We start from the raw sequence: 17,389 nt of genomic DNA, 5'->3' as shown, positions 1-17,389 counted from the left end.
GACCGGACGCGGGCGAGAACGACCCGCGACGTGGAGGAAACCGATGTTCATGCGCAATGCGGCGGCGCGCGCCGCCCTGCTGATCCTGGCGGCCGTCTCCGCCACCGCGGCGCGGGCCGACGACGTGGTGCGCCTCGGCAATCTGAAGTTCGCCCATTACGGCGCCGTCTCCTACATGAAGGAGCTCGCCCCGAAATTCGGCCTGAAGATCGACGAGCGCGTCTTCGCCAAGGGCGCCGACATCTACCCCGCCATGGCGGTGGACCAGATCGACATCTCGGCCTCCGGCGCAGACGGGGCGGTGGCGGCCCGCGGCAACGGGGTGAAGCTCTACGTGGTGGCGGGCTTCGCGGACGGCGGCGTGCGCATCCTCAAGCGACCGGACCTCGACGCGGTGAAGACCCTGAAGGACGTGAAGGGCCTCAAGGTCGCCTCCGTCCGGGGCGGCACCCAGGATCTCATGCTGCTCGCCGAACTCGACAAGCACGGGATGACCTGGGGCGAGCGCCCGGGCAAGGACGTGCAGCTGATCTACTTCAACAACTACGCCGACCTGAACCAAGCGCTGGCGCAGAAATACGTCGACGTGATCTGCCAGAGCGAGCCGCAATCGACGCAAGCCATCAGCGCCGGCTACGCGACGGAGGTGGTGAAACCCTACGACACCCCCATCGGCCGGCCCGTGCGCCCCCTGGTGATGACCGAGAAGATGTACAACGAGCGCCCCGAGGTCGCCGGCCGCGTCCTCAAGCTGTTCGTGGCCGCCACCAAGGCCTTCATCGACGATCCGGCCTTGGCCGAGAAGTACGTCCGCGAGACGGTGTTCAAGGGCCAGCTCACGGCCCAGGATTTTCGCGATGGCATGGCCAACGCGAAGTACACCTACGACGTGCCGGCCGGGCACATGCAGATCACCACCGACACCATGATGAAGTACGGCCTCGGCAAGATGGTCAATCCGCCCAAATCCGACGCCGAGTGGGTGAAGACCGACCTGCTCGAGAAGGCCAAAGCCGAACTCGTGGCCCGCTGAGGTCGCCATGCACCGGCTGCGCGGCGCCATCGTTCCCATCGCCCTCCTGGTCCTGTGGGAGATCCTGAGCCGTCTCGGCGTGTTCTCCGCCGTGGTGCTGCCGCCGCCGAGTTCGGTGGCGGTTAAGTGGGTATCCGGGATGGTCCCGGCCCTGCCGCACGATCCGGCGCAGGAGAGCTACCTCTCCTGGCTGTTCTCCGGCGAGATGCCCCACGACGCGGTGGCGAGCCTCGCCCGGGTGCTCACGGGCTTCTGCATCGGCGCCGGCCTCGCCGTGCCCGTCGGCCTGCTGCTGGGCACCAGCGACCGGCTGTTCTCCCTGTTCAACCCCTTGCTCGAGATCCTGCGGCCGATCCCGCCCATCGCGTACATTCCGCTGGCCATCGTGTGGTTCGGCCTCGGCAACCCGCCGGCCCTGTTCCTCATCGCGCTCGGCACGTTCTTTCCCGTGCTGGTCAACACCATCGCGGGGGTGCGGCAGGTGGATTCCATCTACATCCGCGCGGCCCGCAACCTCGGGGCGAAGCCGTGGACGATGTTCCGCCGGGTGATCCTGCCGGCGGCGAGCCCGTTCGTGCTCGCCGGCATGCGCATCGGCATCGGCACCGCCTTCATCGTGGTGATCGTCGCCGAGATGATCGCCGTCTCGGACGGCCTCGGCTACCGCATCCTGGAAGCGCGCGAGTACATGTGGTCCGACAAGATCATCGGCGGCATGCTCACCATCGGCATCCTGGGCCTCATCATCGACGGGGCGATGTCGCGCCTCAACGACCACCTGCTGCGCTGGCATCGCGGCCTCGAGCGCTGAACCCCCGGACCCCCAGCATGCAGGCAGAAATCGTCGTCGCCCACGCCAGCAAGGTGTTCGGCAGCGGGCCCGGGGCGGTGACCGCCCTCGAGGACATCAGCGCCACGGTGCCGGAGGGCCAGTTCCTGTGCCTGCTCGGCCCCTCGGGCTGCGGCAAGTCCACCCTGCTCAACGCCATCGCGGGCTTCGCCCCCCTGAGCGGGGGCCGCATCACCCTCGGCGGCCGCCCGGTGACCGAGCCGGGGCCCGACCGGGGGATGGTGTTCCAGGAATACGCCCTGTTCCCGTGGATGAACGTGGAGGACAACGTCCGTTTCGGCCTCGACATCAAGGGCGTGCCGAAGGCCGACGCCACCGTGACGGTGGACCGCATCGTCGCGACCCTCGGCCTCTCGGACTTCCGCAAGCGCTACCCGAAGGACCTGTCGGGCGGCATGCGCCAGCGCGTCGCCATCGCGCGCATCCTCGCCCTCGATCCCCCGGTGATGCTCATGGACGAGCCGTTCGGGGCCCTCGACGCCCTGACCCGGCGCACCCTGCAGGACGAACTCCTGCGCATCTGGGCCGAGTTCGAGAAGACCATCGTGTTCGTCACCCACTCCATCGAGGAGGCGCTCTACCTCGCCGACCGCATCCTGGTGATGACCTACCGCCCCGGCCGCCTGAAGCGCGACATCGCCGTGCCCCTGCCCCGCCCCCGCGACACGGCGGCGCCCGAGTTCAACGCCCTCAAGCGCGAACTCGCCACCCTGGTGATGGAGGAGCAGACCCGCTTCACCCAGGCCGAACGCCACTGCACGACCGTCGACTGAGGCCCCCGGCGCCCGCCCCGGAGCCGACGAAAAAACTCTCCCGAAACCCGCTGGACAGGCCGCCGAACCCTCTCTATACCCCCGCTCCACAGGCGGTGCCGCGAAAGCGAACCGCCCGCTGCCCAGGTAGCTCAGTTGGTAGAGCATGCGACTGAAAATCGCAGTGTCGGCGGTTCGACTCCGTCCCTGGGCACCATTCGTTTTTCCAGAGTTCCTAAGACTTTACAGCCTTTTTCCTCTATGCCCGCATCGGGCTGAGAGGTGAGGGGCAAACGGGTGCGAAACGCGCCAGTCTCGCGGTGTTAGCGGTCCCTGTATCGGCCGCGCTTTCCCGACTTCCGAGCGTCCATCCATACAGCGCGCTGAGCTGTGTTTCGACGTGCAACTTTGACCCCCGCAAGGCGATCCCACTCGGCTCCGGCCGCTTCCGAGCGGCCACGCGGTGCAGTTGGGGCGACCGATTGCGGCACCAGTCTCAGCCCGCTCATTGCGCACTGGCCTGCGTCGTCGATGCCTGAATTTCGAGATGGCGACGGCGCCCGGACAGCTCTCGGAACGCCTCGACGGTCCAGACCAGCGCTTCGTGACGGAGGCGGTGTGCCGTGGTCGGGTCCGGCCGCCATGGGACCCAGAACAGGGCGCGTTCCTGAGCCACCAAGCCGCCGGCCTGAAGGAACTCGGACCCGCCGGTGTCCTTCCTCTGGCCCCACATCGACAAGGGCCGCGGCGTCGTGCGCCACGCCCTCTACCCGGCCGAACCGTGGCTGCGTGGGTGAGCGCTGCTCGACTTCCCCGACCCACCGCGCCGTGCCGGTTCGCTTGAAGCTGTAGAGGCCACCGGCGGACATCGAGCCGACGCGTGCGGCCGCAGGGACAGGGTTCATCCGCACCGAGGAGCGGAGCCTTTCAGTGCCCCGCTCGGGCGGGGCGAGGAAGCCGCCGCCCGGAGCATCCGCCACGTGAAGCCTCTTCACCTCCTCGGACGGCAAGCTGTCCCGCCCGCCGCACACAGAACCGAAGAACGCCCTTTGCTCGCCGGTGAACGGCTTTGGGCCCTCCGCGAGAGGATGGCCGCGAGCACGACGTGGGCATAGTGCCCGGGTCGTGCTGGAGCGGTGTCCGATCGGCTTGAATCGATCTGGGCTTCGAGGGCGCCGCAGATGTGATTCGAAATGGGACTTTCCGCGGAGGAGCGCCGGATGCCCCCAGCCCTGTCAGGCTCGTGTTCCTGGACGAGCCCGCGACCAACACGAAAATGGCACTAGCACTCCCTGGACACTTGGATGTCAGGGAGCAGCCGGGAGCGGCGTCGGCATCGTGTGCACCGGACGGGCCGGATCAGAGCGGTTTTCGAGCGCATTGCGACGGGTTTGGGTGTGAGCGTTGACGGGCAAGGAATGAGCCGGTGCCGTCGCGGTTATCCGTGGACCGGGGGGGAACGTGCCGCGGCCGCTGTGGCCGAGGGTTGCATCCTGCCCTCAGGCCGCGGCCCGGTTCGGGGGCAGCATGATCGCGCTCGACAAGAGCGAGCGTGTGTCCCATCCGTCGGGCAAGCAGCGAAGCCCTGCCTAGCGGTAATCGGTGGGCGCGAGGCCGTGGCGGGCGATCTTGTCGTAGAGGGTCTTGCGCGGGGTCCCGAGGGATTCGGCGGCCAGGCGCACGTCGCCGCCGGCCATGAACAGCTCCTCGCGGATGAGGCCCCGTTCGAACCGGTCGACCTGCTCGGCCAGGGTCCCGGCGGCGGCGGCCTCGGGGGGCGCGGTCTCGGCCCGACCGAGGCCCAGCGCGTGCCGCTCGGCGAAGTGGCCGAGTTCGCGCACGTTGCCGGGCCAGTCGTGGCGGCGCAGGTGGTCGCGCACGTCCGGAGTGATCGGCGGCACCTCGCGGCCGAAGCGCGCCGCCGCCCGCCGCAGGAATTCCTGGAACAGCAGCATCACGTCCTCGCGCCGGTCGCGTAAGGGGGGGATCGGGATCGTGATGACGTTGAGGCGGTGGTAGAGGTCGTCGCGGAACGTGCCCTGCGCCGCCGCCTGGCCGAGGTCGACCTTGGTGGCCGCCACCACCCGCATGTCGATGGCCCGGACTTCGTTGGTGCCGAGCGGCTCCACCGACCGCTCCTGCAGGACCCGCAGGAGCTTCACCTGCAGGTTCAGCGGCATGCTCTCGATCTCGTCGAGGAACAGGGTGCCCCCTTGTGCGTGCTCGATGCGCCCGACCCGGCGCTTGAGGGCGCCGGTGAACGCCCCGGCTTCGTGGCCGAACAGCTCGCTCTCCACCACGCTGTCGGGCAGCGCCCCGCAATTCATGGCGACGAAGTTGCGCCGCGCCCGCCGGCTCCAGCGGTGCAGGGCGCTCGCCACCACCTCCTTGCCCGAGCCCGTCTCGCCGAACACGAGCACGTCGACATCGGCGTTCGCCACCTCGCGCACGAGGCTGCGCAGGCGCACCATCTCGGGCGAGATCCCGAGAAACGCCGGGTCCTCTTCCACCGCCGCGTCGAGGCGGGCGCGCAGGGCCCGGTTCTCCAGCACCAGGCGGCGCCGCTCCAGGGCGCGGCGCGCCGACGCCATGAGGGCCTCGGCCGGATAGGGCTTGGCGAGAAAGTCGTAGGCGCCGTCGCGCATGGCGCCGACCGCCATGCGGATGTCGCCGTGGCCGGTGATGAGGATGACGGGGAGATCCGGATCGAGGCCGCGCAGGCGCGCGAACAGGGCGACGCCGTCGAGGTCCGGCAGGCGCACGTCGGTCACCACGAGGCCCGGCGGGTCGGCCATGATCGCGGCGAGCGCCGGCCCGGCGGCCCCGAAGGTCTCGACGATGAACCCGTCGAGTTCGAGGCTCTGGCGGTTGGCCCGGCAGACATCCGCCTCGTCGTCGATGAAGACCACCCGCTCGGGCGACGGCCGCTCCTGCGCTGGTTCGCTCAACGTCCCGCCCCCCGGTGTCCAGCCGCCTTCGGCTCCGCCCTCCCATTCGCCCGGGCGAGGTCCAGATTCGCCAGGGCGAGGTCCATGCGGAAGACGGCGCCGCCCGCCGGATCGTCGCCCGCCGTCAGGCTGCCCCCGCAATCCTCGACGATGCCGCGGGCGATGGCGAGGCCGAGGCCGAGGCCATCGGATTTCGTGGTGAAGAAGGCATCGAACACCTGCGCGCGCAAGGCCTCGGGCAGGCCCGGACCGGTGTCGTGCACCGCGATTCCGACGCGGTCGCCCTCTTGCGTCACCCGCAGGGTCACCTTCGGATCGGGGCGTCCGGCGACGGCGTCGAGGGCGTTCTGCAGCAGATTGACCAGAACCTGTTCGAGGCGCGGTCCGTCGCCGAGCACGTGGAGCCCGGCGGACGGGGCGTCGACCACCAGGGGCACGCCGGCGGCCTGGGCGCGGCCCTCCACCAGTTCGAGGCCGTTGCGCAGGATGGCGTCGAGGGCGACGGGCTCGCGCTTGGGCGAGGCGCGCCGGGCGAAGCCCTTGAGCTGGCGGGTGAGGCCGCCGATGCGGTCCGTGAGGCGGCCGATGGCGATGGTGTTTTCGGAGGCCTCCGTGGTGCGGCCGCGCTGCATCAGGATCGCGGCGTTGTCGGCGTAGGAGCGGATGGCGGCGAGCGGCTGGTTGATCTCGTGGGCCATGCTGGCGGCGAACTGGCCGAGCGCCGCGAGCCGGCCGGCCTGCGCGAGTTCGCGGCCGAGGCGCTCGCGCTCGGCTTCGGCGCGTTCGCGTTCGGCCTCCACCCGCTCGCGCTCGGCCTCGGCGCGCCGGCGCTCCTCGATCTCGAGGCGCAGCATCCGGTTGGCGTCCGTGAGTTCCTGGGTCCGCTCGCGCACGCAGCCTTCGAGTTCCTCGCGCCGGGCCGCCGCTTCGGCGAGGCGCCAGCGCTCGCGTCGCCGCCGGCCCGCCAGGGTGGTGAGCCCGAGGCAGGCGAGACCGGTGATGAGGGCGGCGATGATCCAGGCCTGTGCCCGCTCCCGCTCCAGGGCGCCGCCCGTGGGCGTAAGGGTGTGCAGGCGCCAGTCCGTTCCGGGGATCGCCGCATCGAGTGCGAGCGCCGCGCGCGCGGGCGCCGCCCCCTGGCCCACCCGCACGAGGTCGTGGGCGCCCGGGACGGGATGCAGCGGCATCTCGCCCAAGGGAGCCGCCCCAAATTCCAGGGCCTCGCGGATGCGGCGGCGCTCGGCCTCGTCGATGCGCCGCAGGGTGGAGAAGTGCCAGGTGGGATCGCTCGCGACGAGGACGATGCCCCGGGCATCGGCGACGAACACCCCGTCGCCGCCCGCCCGCCACGCGGCCTCGATCTCGTCGAACTCGATCTTGACCACCACGACGCCGCCGGCCCCGGCGATCCTGCGCGAGAGGTAGAGCCCCGCCCGGCCGCTGACGGTGCCGAGGGCGAACTGCGAGCCGGCGCCCGTGGCCACGGCCTGCCGGAAATAGGGCCGGAAGGCGTAGTCCCGGCCGATGAAGCTGCGCTCGGCCTCGGCGTTGCTCGCCGCCACGGTGATGCCGTCGGGGCGGATCACGTAGATCACCGCGGCACCCGTGGCGGCCGCAACCTGGGCGAGGCGCCGGTTCACCCGCTCGACCAGGTCCCGTGGCGGGGATTCGCCCGCGACCGCCGCCATCTCCGGGTCGGATGCGAGGGCGAGGGGCAGGGAGGCTTGCTTCTGCATCTCGGCGCGCAGGGCCGCGACCTGGAGAGCGAGGGCGGTGTGGGCCGTGCGGTGCAGATCGGACAGCGCCCAGCGCTCCGCCGCCCGTCCGGCGATCCAGGCCGCCAGTAGCATCATGGCGAGGCTCGCCGCCAGAACGAGGCTGCCGCGCCGCGCCGCATCGGGGCCGGCGAAATCGGGGCGGGCCGTCCTCATGACGTGCGGGGCGGCACGCAGGGGCGTGCGGAATCCCGCACCGGTTTCACCAGCCGCGTGCGGGTTCTCGGATCGGGCCTCGAAGAGGGCGGACGATGCATCGGAAAAATAAGCTTTCGATCAAGGTGTTAACGAAAAGTTCCATCGGTTCCGCCGCTGGCACGCCGGTTGCCATTCACTGAGGGAAGCGCAGGTCTGCATCCCTTGCAGGGCTGGGTGCCGGAGGGGAAGCCCGCCGGCCAACATCAAGATCGGACGGAACGGGGGAAGCCCCGGTCCCAACCGGCAGGATCGACAACACCAACCGGGAGAACGCCCTCATGGCCACCGTACCGCTGCCGCTCAACGCTCCGCACGACCCACCCAAGCCCAAGCCGATCTACCGGACCCTGTATTTCCAGGTCCTGGTCGCCGTGGCCATCGGCATCACGCTCGGTCACTTCTACCCGCAGGTCGGTGCGGACATGAAGCCGCTCGGCGACGCCTTCATCAAGCTCGTCAAGATGATCATCGCGCCGGTGATCTTCCTCACCGTGGTCTCCGGCATCGCCGGCATGACCAACCTCGAGAAGGTCGGCCGCGTCGGCGGCAAGGCGCTCATCTACTTCATCACCTTCTCGACCCTCGCCCTGATCGTCGGCCTGATCGTCGCGAACCTCGTCCAGCCGGGCGCGGGCATGCACATCGATCCGAAGTCGCTCGATCCCAAGGCGATCGCGATGTACGCCGACAAGGCGAAGACGCAGACGATCACCGACTTCCTCATGAACATCATCCCGTCCACGGCGGTGGGTGCGTTCGCGGGCGGCGAGATCCTTCAGGTGCTGTTCTTCTCGGTGCTGTTCGGCTTCGGCCTCGCCTTCCTGGGCGACCGCGGCAAGCCGGTGCTCGACATCATCAAGGTGCTGTCGGAAGCCATCTTCGGCGTCGTCAACATCATCATGAAGGTCGCTCCCATCGGCGCCTTCGGTGCCATGGCCTTCACCATCGGCAAGTACGGCATCGCCTCGCTCGCCAACCTCGCCTACCTCGTCGGCGCCTTCTACTTGACGTCCGCCATCTTCGTGCTCGGCGTCCTCGGCCTCGTCGCCCGCTACAACGGCTTCTCGATCATCAAGCTCATCCGCTACATCAAGGAAGAACTGCTGCTCGTGCTCGGCACCTCGTCGTCCGAGTCGGCCCTGCCCTCGCTGCTGGTGAAGATGGAGCGCGCCGGCTGCTCGAAGCCCGTCGTCGGCCTCGTGGTCCCCACCGGCTACTCGTTCAACCTCGACGGCACCAACATCTACATGACCATGGCGGCGCTCTTCATCGCGCAGGCCACGGACACGCCGCTGACCTACGGCGAGCAGGGCCTGCTGCTCCTCGTGGCGATGCTCTCCTCCAAGGGGGCCGCCGGCGTCACCGGCTCGGGCTTCATCACCCTGGCGGCGACCCTCGCGGTGGTGCCCTCGGTTCCCGTGGTCGGCATGGCGCTGATCCTCGGCGTGGACCGCTTCATGTCCGAGTGCCGTGCGCTCACCAACTTCATCGGCAACGCGGTGGCCTGCATCGTCGTCGCCCGCTGGGAAGGTGAAGTCGACGAGGTCAAGCTCGCGGCGGCGCTCGGCGGCAACCCGATGCCCCTCGACTCCGAACTCCCGGCGGCCGCGGGCCTTCAGCCCGCCGTCTGATCCCGACGCCCACATCCGGGCCTCGACCCTCCGGCGCTCCGCGCCGGAGGGTTTTTTCATGGGCGTCCCAGGCCCGAACGCTCCGAACGCCGCGCGCCCGCGTCTTCGCCACCCGGCATGGCCACGCAAGCATGGCCGCGCCGGTGTGGCGAAGCCGGCCCTCGGCCCGGGCGTGGTCGCCCGTTACGGCCAAAGCCTGTCGCCGTGCGGGGCCGATCCTCCGTTCGCGCCGTCGCGAGGTCGCCGCCGGTCTCGACGCCTGGGCGGCGGGACATTACGGCCGCCCGGGAAACCTTCGCGCCGACGCACGCGGCGTCCGTCCGGCTTCGGCTTCTCCGCCCGATCCCCGCGCACGGGATGGGATCCGAGGCAGCGCCAGCACAGGGCCGTATCGCCTCGTGCTATCCTATCGTTCTACATTTTAGAACTACTTCAATATTCGAAATATATTTGTTTTATTGTCAGATATTGGGATATCATCGGATATAGCCGAAGGATAGTTCCATTGATAGACGTACTTGTATTAAATCTCATCGGAGGCAAACGGAATATTGGTTCCCGACGATGCTTGGCGGGCATGTTGTCTGGAAGCATAAGTCTCTTTTGCTTCAATTCTGCCTTGGCACAGGGACTATCCGGCAAACCGAGCCGGGCGGATCTCGGCGATACCGCCCTCGAGGAGATCCACGTGGCCGGGCAAAGCCCGAACGGGATCGGCTACCAGACGAAACGCTCCACCTTCGGCGCGGGCTCCGACACCTCGTTCCTGGATACGCCCAGCAATGTCGCCGTCGTGCCGAACGCCGTCCTGCGCGACCAGCGGGTGCTGTCCCTCGACGAGGCGCTCCGGAACGTCAGCAACGTGGTGCAGACCAATAGCCTCGGGGGGACGCAGGAAGCGGTGGTCCGGCGCGGCTTCGGGTTCTCCCGCGACAGTTCCATCCTGCGTGACGGGCGCCGCACGGTTCTGCAGCAGAACTTCAGCCACGCCATCGAGCGCGTCGAAGTCCTCAAGGGGCCGGCCTCGCTGCTCTATGGCATCTCGGAGCCCGGCGGCCTCATCAACCTCGTCTCCAAGCGGCCGGAATTTACTCAACGGGGCTCCCTCGACCTGACCGGCACGAGCTTCGGCGGCGGTCTCGTCCAGACCGATCTCACCGGGCCGATCGCGGGCACCAACCTCGCCTACAGGGTCGTGGGGGACTTCCAGGACTATGAATACTGGCGCAACTTCGGCCGGATCCAGCGGCAGGTGGTGGCCCCGTCGGTCACTTGGCGTGGCGACGACACCACCGTGACGGCGGGCTACGAGTTCGCGCACTACACCATCCCGTTCGACCGGGGCACCACCTTCGATCCACGCACCGGGCGCCCCCTGCGGGTGCCGCGCGACCGCCGTTTCGACGAGCGCGTGAGCCGGGTCGACGCCACGAGCCATCTTGCTTCCATCGATGTCGACCACCGGTTCAACGACGACTGGAAGCTGCATTTCGGCTACAGTCACTCCCATCTCGGCTACGACGACAACCAGATCCGCCCGGTTTCCTACAATTCGGATACCGGCATCCTCACGCGGCGGGCGGATGCGACGCGCGGGGGCGATTTCAACGCGAACATCGCGCGCCTCGACCTGACGGGACGGTTCGATACCTTCGGGTTGCGCAACGACCTCCTGGCCGGCGTGATGCACGAGCGGATCGACTACTACCGGCGCACCACCGTGCGCGGGCCGAACGTGAGCGGCTTCAACCCGTTCAACCCGGTCTACGGTCTGCTCGGCCCCTCGGACCGGATCTCGCTCGCGGCCAGCAACAACCGCGATCGGCTCAGCAACACCAGCCTGTACGTGCAGGATTCGCTCCACCTCACCGACCGGCTGATCCTGGTGGGCGGGGTCGGCGTCCAGATCTACGATCAGCTGGCCTTCGCGGGGCGCCCGGCCGTCATCTCGACGGCGATCGACGGTGTGAAGCCGGTGCCGCGCGCCGGCCTCGTCTACAAACTCGCGCCCAATCTTTCGGTCTACGGCAGCTACACGCGATCCTTCCGTCCGAACGTCACCGACCTCGACGTCACCGGTGCGCTGCTGCCGGAGGAGGGCGAAGCCTACGAGGTCGGCGTCAAGGCGGATATCGCCGAGGGGCTCACGGTCACGGGTGCGATGTTCGACGCCAAGAAGAGCAACGTGCTGATCACCCAGGTCATCGATGGCACGCGCTTCGCCTCCACCGCCGGCCGGGTCCGCTCGCGCGGCTTCGAGCTCGATTTCGCGGGTCAGATCCTCCCGGACTGGGCCGTGATCGGCAGCTACGGCTTCACCCAGGCCGTGGTCACCGAGGACCCGGTCCTCGTCGGCAGGGAATTGCAGAACACCCCGCGGGTCACGGCCTCGCTGTTCCTCACCCATCAGCTCGGTGCCGTGGCCGAGGCGACGGAGTTCGGCTCGACCTGCCTCGGCCCGGGTTTCCTCGAAGTCGGTGTCGGTACCCGCTACGTCGGCGCACGGCCGGGCGACGCCGCCAACACCTTCAGCCTGCCGAACTACGTGGTCAGCGATGCCTTCCTGGCCTACCGGACCCAGGTGAACGGCCTGCCGACCACCCTGCAGCTCAACCTGAAGAACCTCTTCGACGAAACCTACTACGCCTCCTCCGGGGCCAGCCCCTTGCTGGTGGCGGTGGGTGAGCCGTTCCAGGCCCTCGTCACCGCCCGCGTCGCCTGGTGAGATCGGCTCCGGCGTTTCGGGTCCGGTGCGGATTCGAAACGCCGCACGGACGGGTCGGACGGGCCGCGCGGCGGAACCGGCGATTCCAGGGGGGCGTTCCCGATGCGTCCCCTCCCGGCTCAACGGACCCCACCCGCATGCACCCGGCACGCCGCCTCGTCCTCTGTCTCGCCCTCACGGCTCCGGTGCCGGCCTTCGCCCAGGCCCTCCAGAACCCCGGCACCGCCACCGTCACGGCGCATGTGGTGAAAGCCGCGCCCCTGGCGGCGACGCCCGAGCGCATCGCGGCCCTCAAGTTGCCCCCGGGGTTCCGCATCGAGGCCTTCGCCACGGGCCTCGGCGCCCCGCGCGTCATCGTGGTGGCGCCGGACGGCGCCCTCTACGTCAGCGACCGGGACGCCGGCACGGTCACCCGCATCGACCCCGCCGACGGCACCAAGCGCCGTGTGGTCCTGGATAAGGCCGACGTGCACGGCCTCGCGATCCATGACGGGCGGCTCTTCTTCGTGACGGTGAAGCAGATCTTCTCCGCCCCCCTGAAGCCCGACGGCAGCCTCGGCCCCGAGACAGCGCTGGTCTCGGACCTGCCGGACGCCGGCCAGCACCCCAACCGCACCATCCGCTTCGGGCCGGACGGGTGGCTCTATGCCAGCCTCGGCTCCACCTGCAACGAGTGCGAGGAGCGCAACCCCGAGAACGCCACCCTGGTGCGGATGCGGCCCGACGGCACCGGCCGGGAGACCGTCGCCTCGGGCCTGCGCAACACCATCGGGTTCGATTGGCAGCCCCGCACCGGCACGCTCTACGGCTGGGACGACGGCGTCGACTGGCTCGGCGACGACGCCACGCCGGAGGAGTTCAACAGGATCGAGCCGGGCAAGAAGTACGGCTGGCCCTACATCTTCGGCGACGGGATCAAGAACCTCTACCGCGAGGTCCCGAAAAGCTCCCTGGAGCAATGGGACAGGGACAGCGCCCGCCCGGTCCTCACCTGGACGGCGCATGCCTCGTCCATGCAGTTCGTGTTCTACGACGGCGCGCAGTTTCCCGCCGACTACAAGGGCGACGGCTTCGTCACCATGCACGGCTCGTGGAACCGCAAGCCGCCGAGCGGGTACGAGGTCCTGCGCGTGCGCTTCGAGAACGGCGCGCCGAAATCCATCGAGCCCTTCGTGTCCGGCTTCCTGACCGAGGGCGGCCCGAGCGGCTGGCAGCGCTTCGCCCGGCCCTTCGGCCTCGCGGTGGCCGGGGACGGCAGCCTCTACCTCGGCGACGACCAGAACGGCGTGATCTACCGGATCAGCCACCCCGGTTGAGGCGCCGATCCCGTTCTACAGGCGGACGGTGCCCGCGCGGATCGCCCCGAACAGGGCCGGATCGAGGGGGCGGTAGCCGCCCTCGCGTTCGAGGTAGAGCGGATCGGCGATCCGGGCCGGGTCGAAGCCCTCGGCCGCCAGCACGGTCTTCTTCTGCTTGAAGGTCGCCGTGTGGGCGAAATCGGCCACGATCCGCAGCACCAGGGGCCGGGCATAGGCCGGCAGGCGGGCGGTCAGGGCGGCGTGCAGGGCGGCGAGGTCGAAGCCGGGCCCGATGGTCAGGGCGGCCATGCCGGCACGCCCCTCCGCACCCGGCACGGCGACGCCGTAGACGCTGGCCTCGATCACGCCGGGGCAGTGGCCCAGGGCCTCGGCCACCTCGGTGGTGGCGACGTTCTCGCCCTTCCAGCGGAAGGTGTCGCCGATCCGGTCGACGAAGTAGAAGAATCCCTGGGCGTCCCGGCGCATGAGGTCGCCGGTCCGCATCCAGGCGTCCCCGGGGGCGAGCACGTCGCGTAGGATCTTGGCGCTGGTCTCGCCCGCGCTCGTGTAGCCCTCGAAGCTGTGCTCGGCCTTGGCCGAGAGCCGGCCCAGGAGCTCGCCCGCCTCGTCGGGCCCGGCCGGCACGCAGCGCCCGGCGGCGTCGCGCAGGGGCAGTCCCGTCTCGACGTCGTGCCGCACGATGAGGGCGGGCGAGCGCCGGGCGAGGAAGGGCGGCACGCGGCCGACGGCGCCGGGCTTGCCCTCGACGTTGTAGAGCGAGACCGTCCCTTCCGTGGCCGCGTAGAATTCGAGGATGCGCGGCACGGCGAAGCGCTCCGAAAAGCGCGTCCACACGTCCGGCCGCATCCCGTTGCCGGTGCACAGACGCAGGGTGTGGCGGCCCTCGAACGGGTCGGGCGGGGCCGCCGCGAGGTAGCGGCACAATTCGCCGATATACTGGAACAGGGTGCACCGGGTCTCGACGACGTCGCGCCAGAAGCGGCTCGCCGAGAACTTCTCCCGGATCACCACCGCGCCGCCGCCGACGAGCACGCTGCCGGGCGCCACCACGCCGCCGACGCTGTGGTAGAGCGGCAGGCAATTGTACATCCGGTCGTCCGGCGTCGGGTCGACGAGGCCGGCGAACCAGTGGGTCCACATCATCACCCGGTGGTGGCTCACCCGCGCGGCCTTCGGCAGGCCGGTGGTGCCGGAGGTGTAGATGAGCAGGGCCTCGTCGCGCACGCCGACGGCGGGGGCTTCGCCGGGTTCGAGGGGGGCACCGGACAGCGTTTCGGACTCTTCCGCGAGGGACCCCGCCCCCGGTCCCTGCCACAGGATCGCGGGCGCCGCCTCCAGATGCGGCGCGGCGCTCGCCCAGGCCGCGGCCAGAGCCGTCTCGACGATGGCGAGGCGGGGGGCCGCCACCGTGACGCAATGGGCGAGGCCGCGATCGCGCAGGTTGGTGTTGAGCAGGGCGACGCGCACGCCGACGCGGGTCAGGCCGAGCCAGATCGCGAGGTAATCCGGCCGGTTGGTCATGAGCAGGGCGACGGTCTCGCCCTTGGCGAGGCCCCGGCCGAGGGCCCAGCGGGCGTAGCGGTTCTGGCGTGCGGCGAGGTCCGCGTGGCTCAGGGTCTCGTCGGTGCCGATCAGGGCCGGCGCGGCGCCGTAACGCGCGGCGAGTTCGTCGACGACGCGCGGGAAGGTGCGCTCGGGCTCGGCCTCGATGCGCGCCGTGCGGGCGAGGGCCGCGACCCAGCCGGACGTGGCCGAGGGCGGGCGGGGCGCAGGCGCAAGGGGGATGGCGGCCGACGGAGGCTGCGGCGCGGCGCCGGACCTCATCGGACGGCCCGGCTGTCGGCGCGGTGGCGGGCGACGTAGGCGACCCAGTTGCGGAACAATCGGTCCGCGTCGTCCGGCCAGGCGGGGGGGCGGAGCGGCGTGTCGGCGAGGTCCGGAAACGCCGCGAACAGGTCCGGCCGGCGTTCGGCCGCGGCCCGGCGGGCGAAAGCGTCGAGGCGGGCGGCGGCGGCGTCCGAGAAGTAGTTCTCCGGCAGGGCGGGCAGGGTGGCGCGCTGGCCGTCGAGGAAGCGGAAGACATCGCGGCGGTACTCGCGCGCGAGGCTCGCGGTGTCGTATTCGGGATGGCCCTGGAGGAACACCAGCAGGCTGCCGGCCTCGCGCACGAACAGGTCGACCCCGATGGCGTCTGAGCGCCGCAGCACGGTGTAGCCCGCCGCCACGAGCTCGTCCTCCGGCAGGTCGTTCCAGCGCGAATGCGGCACCGCGACGGAGTCCGGCAGGCCCGCGAGCAGGGGATGGGGCGTGCACGCGCACGGGTAGACGCCGGAGAGCTTGGCGGTGCGGGGGCGGCGCCGGATGCCGTCGCGGTGGAGCACCGCCGCGTGCGAGGCGAGGCAGGAGAACAGGGTCGAGACCGTGTTCTCCGCCGCCCAATCCACCACGGCGCTCAAGGGAGCGTAGAACGGCTCGTCCTCGAGATGCGGGGCGACGGGCTCGCACCCCGTCACCACGAGGGCGTCGAGCCCCGCCCCGGGGAGCGCGCGATGGGATTCGTAGTGGGCCCGCGCGTGCGCCGCCGCGAGGCCCGCGCGGGGGAGGTCGCGGAACGCGAACAGACTGAGCACCGCCTGCGGGCCGACGAGGCGCCGGAACTGCCGCTCGGTCTGGAGGAAGGCGGCGTCCGGCATGTTGTTGAGGAGGCCGATCCGCAGGGGCGGCACGGGGACCGCCCGCGACGGCGTGTCCGCACGGAGCCCCGAACCGTCGCCCGGGCGGGGGGAGGGGACTTCGGAAGGGGCGTGATCCAGCATCGCGACGGCAACTCCGGGGCGAACGGTGAGGGGCGCTCAGGCCGCGTGGGCGAGGGCGGTCGCGGCCCGGAGCGCCTGATCGAGATCGGCGGCGATGTCGTCGATGTGCTCGATGCCGACGCTGATGCGGATCATCTCGGGGAACACGCCGGCCGTGCGCTGCTCCTCCGGCGTCATCTGCCGGTGCGTGGTCGAGGCCGGGTGACAGGCGAGCGACTTGGCGTCGCCGATGTTGACGAGGCGTTTGACCAGCCTGAGGGCGTCGTAGAACGCCTTGCCGGCCGTGAAGCCGCCGTGCAGGCCGAAGGTGAGCAGGGACGAGCCCTCGCCGCCGAGGTACTTCCGCGCCATGGCGTGGTGCGGGCTCTCGGGGAAGCCGGCGTAGTTCACCCAGGCGACGCCCGGATGGGCGCGCAGGAATTCGGCGACCTTGCGGCCGTTGGCGACGTGGCGCTCGACGCGCAGGGCCACGGTCTCGATGCCCTGGAGCAGCAGGAACGCGGAGAGCGCCGGCAGCACGGCGCCGGTGGTGCGCTGGTAGACGCTGCGGGCGCGGGCGACGAAAGCGCCCTTGCCGAAATGCGTCGCGTAGACGAGGCCGTGATAGGACACGTCCGGCACCGAGAACATCGGGAACCGCTCCGCCTGCGCCGCCCAGTCGAACCGGCCGGAATCGACGATGATACCGCCCATGGTGGTGCCGTGCCCGCCCATGAACTTCGTCAGCGAGGCGATGACGATGTCGGCGCCGTGATCGATGGGGCGCAGGAGGATCGGCGTCGCCACGGTGTTGTCGACCACCAGGGGCACGCCCCGGGCATGCGCGACGGCGGCCAGCGCCTCGATATCGCAGATGTTGCCGGCGGGGTTGCCGATGGATTCGCAGTAGACCGCACGGGTGTCGTCGTTGATGAGCTTGGCGATCTCGGCCGGATCGTCGCTCGCGGCGAAGCGGCACTGGATGCCCTGGCGCGGCAGCACGTGGGCCAGCAGCGTGTGCGTGGTCCCGTAGAGCTGGGGCACGGAGACGATGTTGCCGCCGTGGTCGGCCAGCGTCGCGAGGGCGTAGTGCAGGGCGGCCTGGCCCGAGGCCACGGCCAAAGCCGCGTGCCCGCCCTCGAGTTCGGCCACGCGCTTCTCCAGCACGGCCACCGTCGGGTTGGCGATGCGGCTGTAGCGGTAGCCCTCCTCTTCGAGGTTGAACAGCGCCGCGCCGTGATCGGCGCTGTCGAAGCTGTAGGCCACGCTCTGGTAGATCGGGACCGCCACGGCATGCGTGGTCGGATCGTGATCGAAGCCGGCATGGACGGCGATGGTTTCACTGCGCATGGAGCGTGTCCGT

The 17,389-nt window shown here is 70.1% G+C and carries 11 protein-coding genes and 1 tRNA gene; 7 read left to right on the top strand and 5 right to left on the bottom strand.

Annotated features, from left to right (window positions below):
- The first annotated feature begins 43 nt into the window (after nucleotides 1-43).
- The 4 genes from ASF25_RS19250 (at nucleotide 44) to ASF25_RS19235 (ending at nucleotide 2,852) form a co-directional block, all read left to right on the top strand.
- Entirely contained in the window at nucleotides 44-1,033 is a 990-nt protein-coding gene (locus ASF25_RS19250) for an ABC transporter substrate-binding protein (protein WP_200918680.1), read from the top strand.
- A 7-nt stretch (nucleotides 1,034-1,040) separates the two neighbouring features.
- Nucleotides 1,041-1,844, top strand: coding sequence for an ABC transporter permease (locus tag ASF25_RS19245; protein WP_056165722.1), 804 nt, complete (start codon nucleotides 1,041-1,043; stop codon nucleotides 1,842-1,844).
- 17 nt (nucleotides 1,845-1,861) lie between these two features.
- Nucleotides 1,862-2,656, top strand: coding sequence for an ABC transporter ATP-binding protein (locus tag ASF25_RS19240; protein ID WP_056306485.1), 795 nt, complete (start codon nucleotides 1,862-1,864; stop codon nucleotides 2,654-2,656).
- A gap of 120 nt (nucleotides 2,657-2,776) precedes the next feature.
- Nucleotides 2,777-2,852, top strand: a tRNA-Phe gene (locus ASF25_RS19235).
- A gap of 1,372 nt (nucleotides 2,853-4,224) precedes the next feature.
- Here ASF25_RS19235 and ASF25_RS19225 read toward each other — a convergent pair.
- Together ASF25_RS19225 and ASF25_RS19220 are read right to left on the bottom strand one after the other, a co-directional pair.
- A complete protein-coding gene (locus tag ASF25_RS19225) occupies nucleotides 4,225-5,583 on the bottom strand; it encodes a sigma-54 dependent transcriptional regulator (protein ID WP_056306483.1) in 1,359 nt (452 codons plus the stop codon).
- Nucleotides 5,580-7,514, bottom strand: a complete 1,935-nt coding sequence (locus ASF25_RS19220) for an ATP-binding protein (RefSeq protein WP_056165730.1) — start codon at nucleotides 7,512-7,514, stop codon at nucleotides 5,580-5,582. Before ASF25_RS19220 ends, ASF25_RS19225 begins: the two co-directional genes overlap by 4 nt.
- Before the next feature lie 320 nt (nucleotides 7,515-7,834).
- Here ASF25_RS19220 and ASF25_RS19215 point away from each other — a divergent pair, with 320 nt between their 5' ends.
- The 3 genes from ASF25_RS19215 (at nucleotide 7,835) to ASF25_RS19205 (ending at nucleotide 13,228) form a co-directional block, all read left to right on the top strand.
- A complete protein-coding gene (locus ASF25_RS19215) occupies nucleotides 7,835-9,187 on the top strand; it encodes a dicarboxylate/amino acid:cation symporter (protein WP_056165733.1) in 1,353 nt (450 codons plus the stop codon).
- Nucleotides 9,188-9,806: 619 nt separating this feature from the next.
- Nucleotides 9,807-11,912 carry a TonB-dependent siderophore receptor gene (locus ASF25_RS19210; RefSeq protein ID WP_244473101.1) on the top strand — a complete coding sequence of 702 codons (2,106 nt, stop codon included), beginning with the start codon at nucleotides 9,807-9,809 and terminating at the stop codon, nucleotides 11,910-11,912.
- 137 nt (nucleotides 11,913-12,049) lie between these two features.
- Nucleotides 12,050-13,228 (top strand): PQQ-dependent sugar dehydrogenase, encoded by a 1,179-nt coding sequence (locus ASF25_RS19205; RefSeq protein ID WP_056306481.1) that lies wholly within the window; start codon nucleotides 12,050-12,052, stop codon nucleotides 13,226-13,228.
- 15 nt (nucleotides 13,229-13,243) lie between these two features.
- Here the strand turns inward: ASF25_RS19205 and ASF25_RS19200 are convergent, their stop codons facing one another.
- The 3 genes from ASF25_RS19200 to ASF25_RS19190 are packed head-to-tail and all read right to left on the bottom strand — an operon-like array spanning nucleotide 13,244 to nucleotide 17,376.
- Nucleotides 13,244-15,055 (bottom strand): long-chain-acyl-CoA synthetase, encoded by a 1,812-nt coding sequence (locus ASF25_RS19200; RefSeq protein ID WP_082502953.1) that lies wholly within the window; start codon nucleotides 15,053-15,055, stop codon nucleotides 13,244-13,246.
- Nucleotides 15,052-16,047, bottom strand: a complete 996-nt coding sequence (locus tag ASF25_RS19195) for a homoserine O-succinyltransferase (protein ID WP_056306480.1) — start codon at nucleotides 16,045-16,047, stop codon at nucleotides 15,052-15,054. Before ASF25_RS19195 ends, ASF25_RS19200 begins: the two co-directional genes overlap by 4 nt.
- A gap of 36 nt (nucleotides 16,048-16,083) precedes the next feature.
- Nucleotides 16,084-17,376 carry an aminotransferase class I/II-fold pyridoxal phosphate-dependent enzyme gene (locus tag ASF25_RS19190; RefSeq protein ID WP_056306479.1) on the bottom strand — a complete coding sequence of 431 codons (1,293 nt, stop codon included), beginning with the start codon at nucleotides 17,374-17,376 and terminating at the stop codon, nucleotides 16,084-16,086.
- Nucleotides 17,377-17,389 lie beyond the last annotated feature (13 nt).

The organism is Methylobacterium sp. Leaf100 (assembly GCF_001422845.1).
Classification (GTDB): domain Bacteria; phylum Pseudomonadota; class Alphaproteobacteria; order Rhizobiales; family Beijerinckiaceae; genus Methylobacterium.
The sequence above is the reverse complement of the archived record's forward strand: the minus strand, read 5'-3'. Positions and strand labels throughout refer to the sequence as shown.

Bases quoted from the DNA above. Each gene is read 5' to 3' on its own strand.
- ASF25_RS19250 (WP_200918680.1), top strand. From the start codon at position 44: ATGTTCATGCGCAATGCGGCGGCGCGCGCCGCCCTGCTGATCCTGGCG.
- ASF25_RS19245 (WP_056165722.1), top strand. From the start codon at position 1,041: ATGCACCGGCTGCGCGGCGCCATCGTTCCCATCGCCCTCCTGGTCCTG.
- ASF25_RS19240 (WP_056306485.1), top strand. From the start codon at position 1,862: ATGCAGGCAGAAATCGTCGTCGCCCACGCCAGCAAGGTGTTCGGCAGC.
- ASF25_RS19220 (WP_056165730.1), bottom strand. From the start codon at position 7,514: ATGAGGACGGCCCGCCCCGATTTCGCCGGCCCCGATGCGGCGCGGCGC.
- ASF25_RS19215 (WP_056165733.1), top strand. From the start codon at position 7,835: ATGGCCACCGTACCGCTGCCGCTCAACGCTCCGCACGACCCACCCAAG.
- ASF25_RS19205 (WP_056306481.1), top strand. From the start codon at position 12,050: ATGCACCCGGCACGCCGCCTCGTCCTCTGTCTCGCCCTCACGGCTCCG.
- ASF25_RS19200 (WP_082502953.1), bottom strand. From the start codon at position 15,055: ATGAGGTCCGGCGCCGCGCCGCAGCCTCCGTCGGCCGCCATCCCCCTT.
- ASF25_RS19195 (WP_056306480.1), bottom strand. From the start codon at position 16,047: ATGCTGGATCACGCCCCTTCCGAAGTCCCCTCCCCCCGCCCGGGCGAC.
- ASF25_RS19190 (WP_056306479.1), bottom strand. From the start codon at position 17,376: ATGCGCAGTGAAACCATCGCCGTCCATGCCGGCTTCGATCACGATCCG.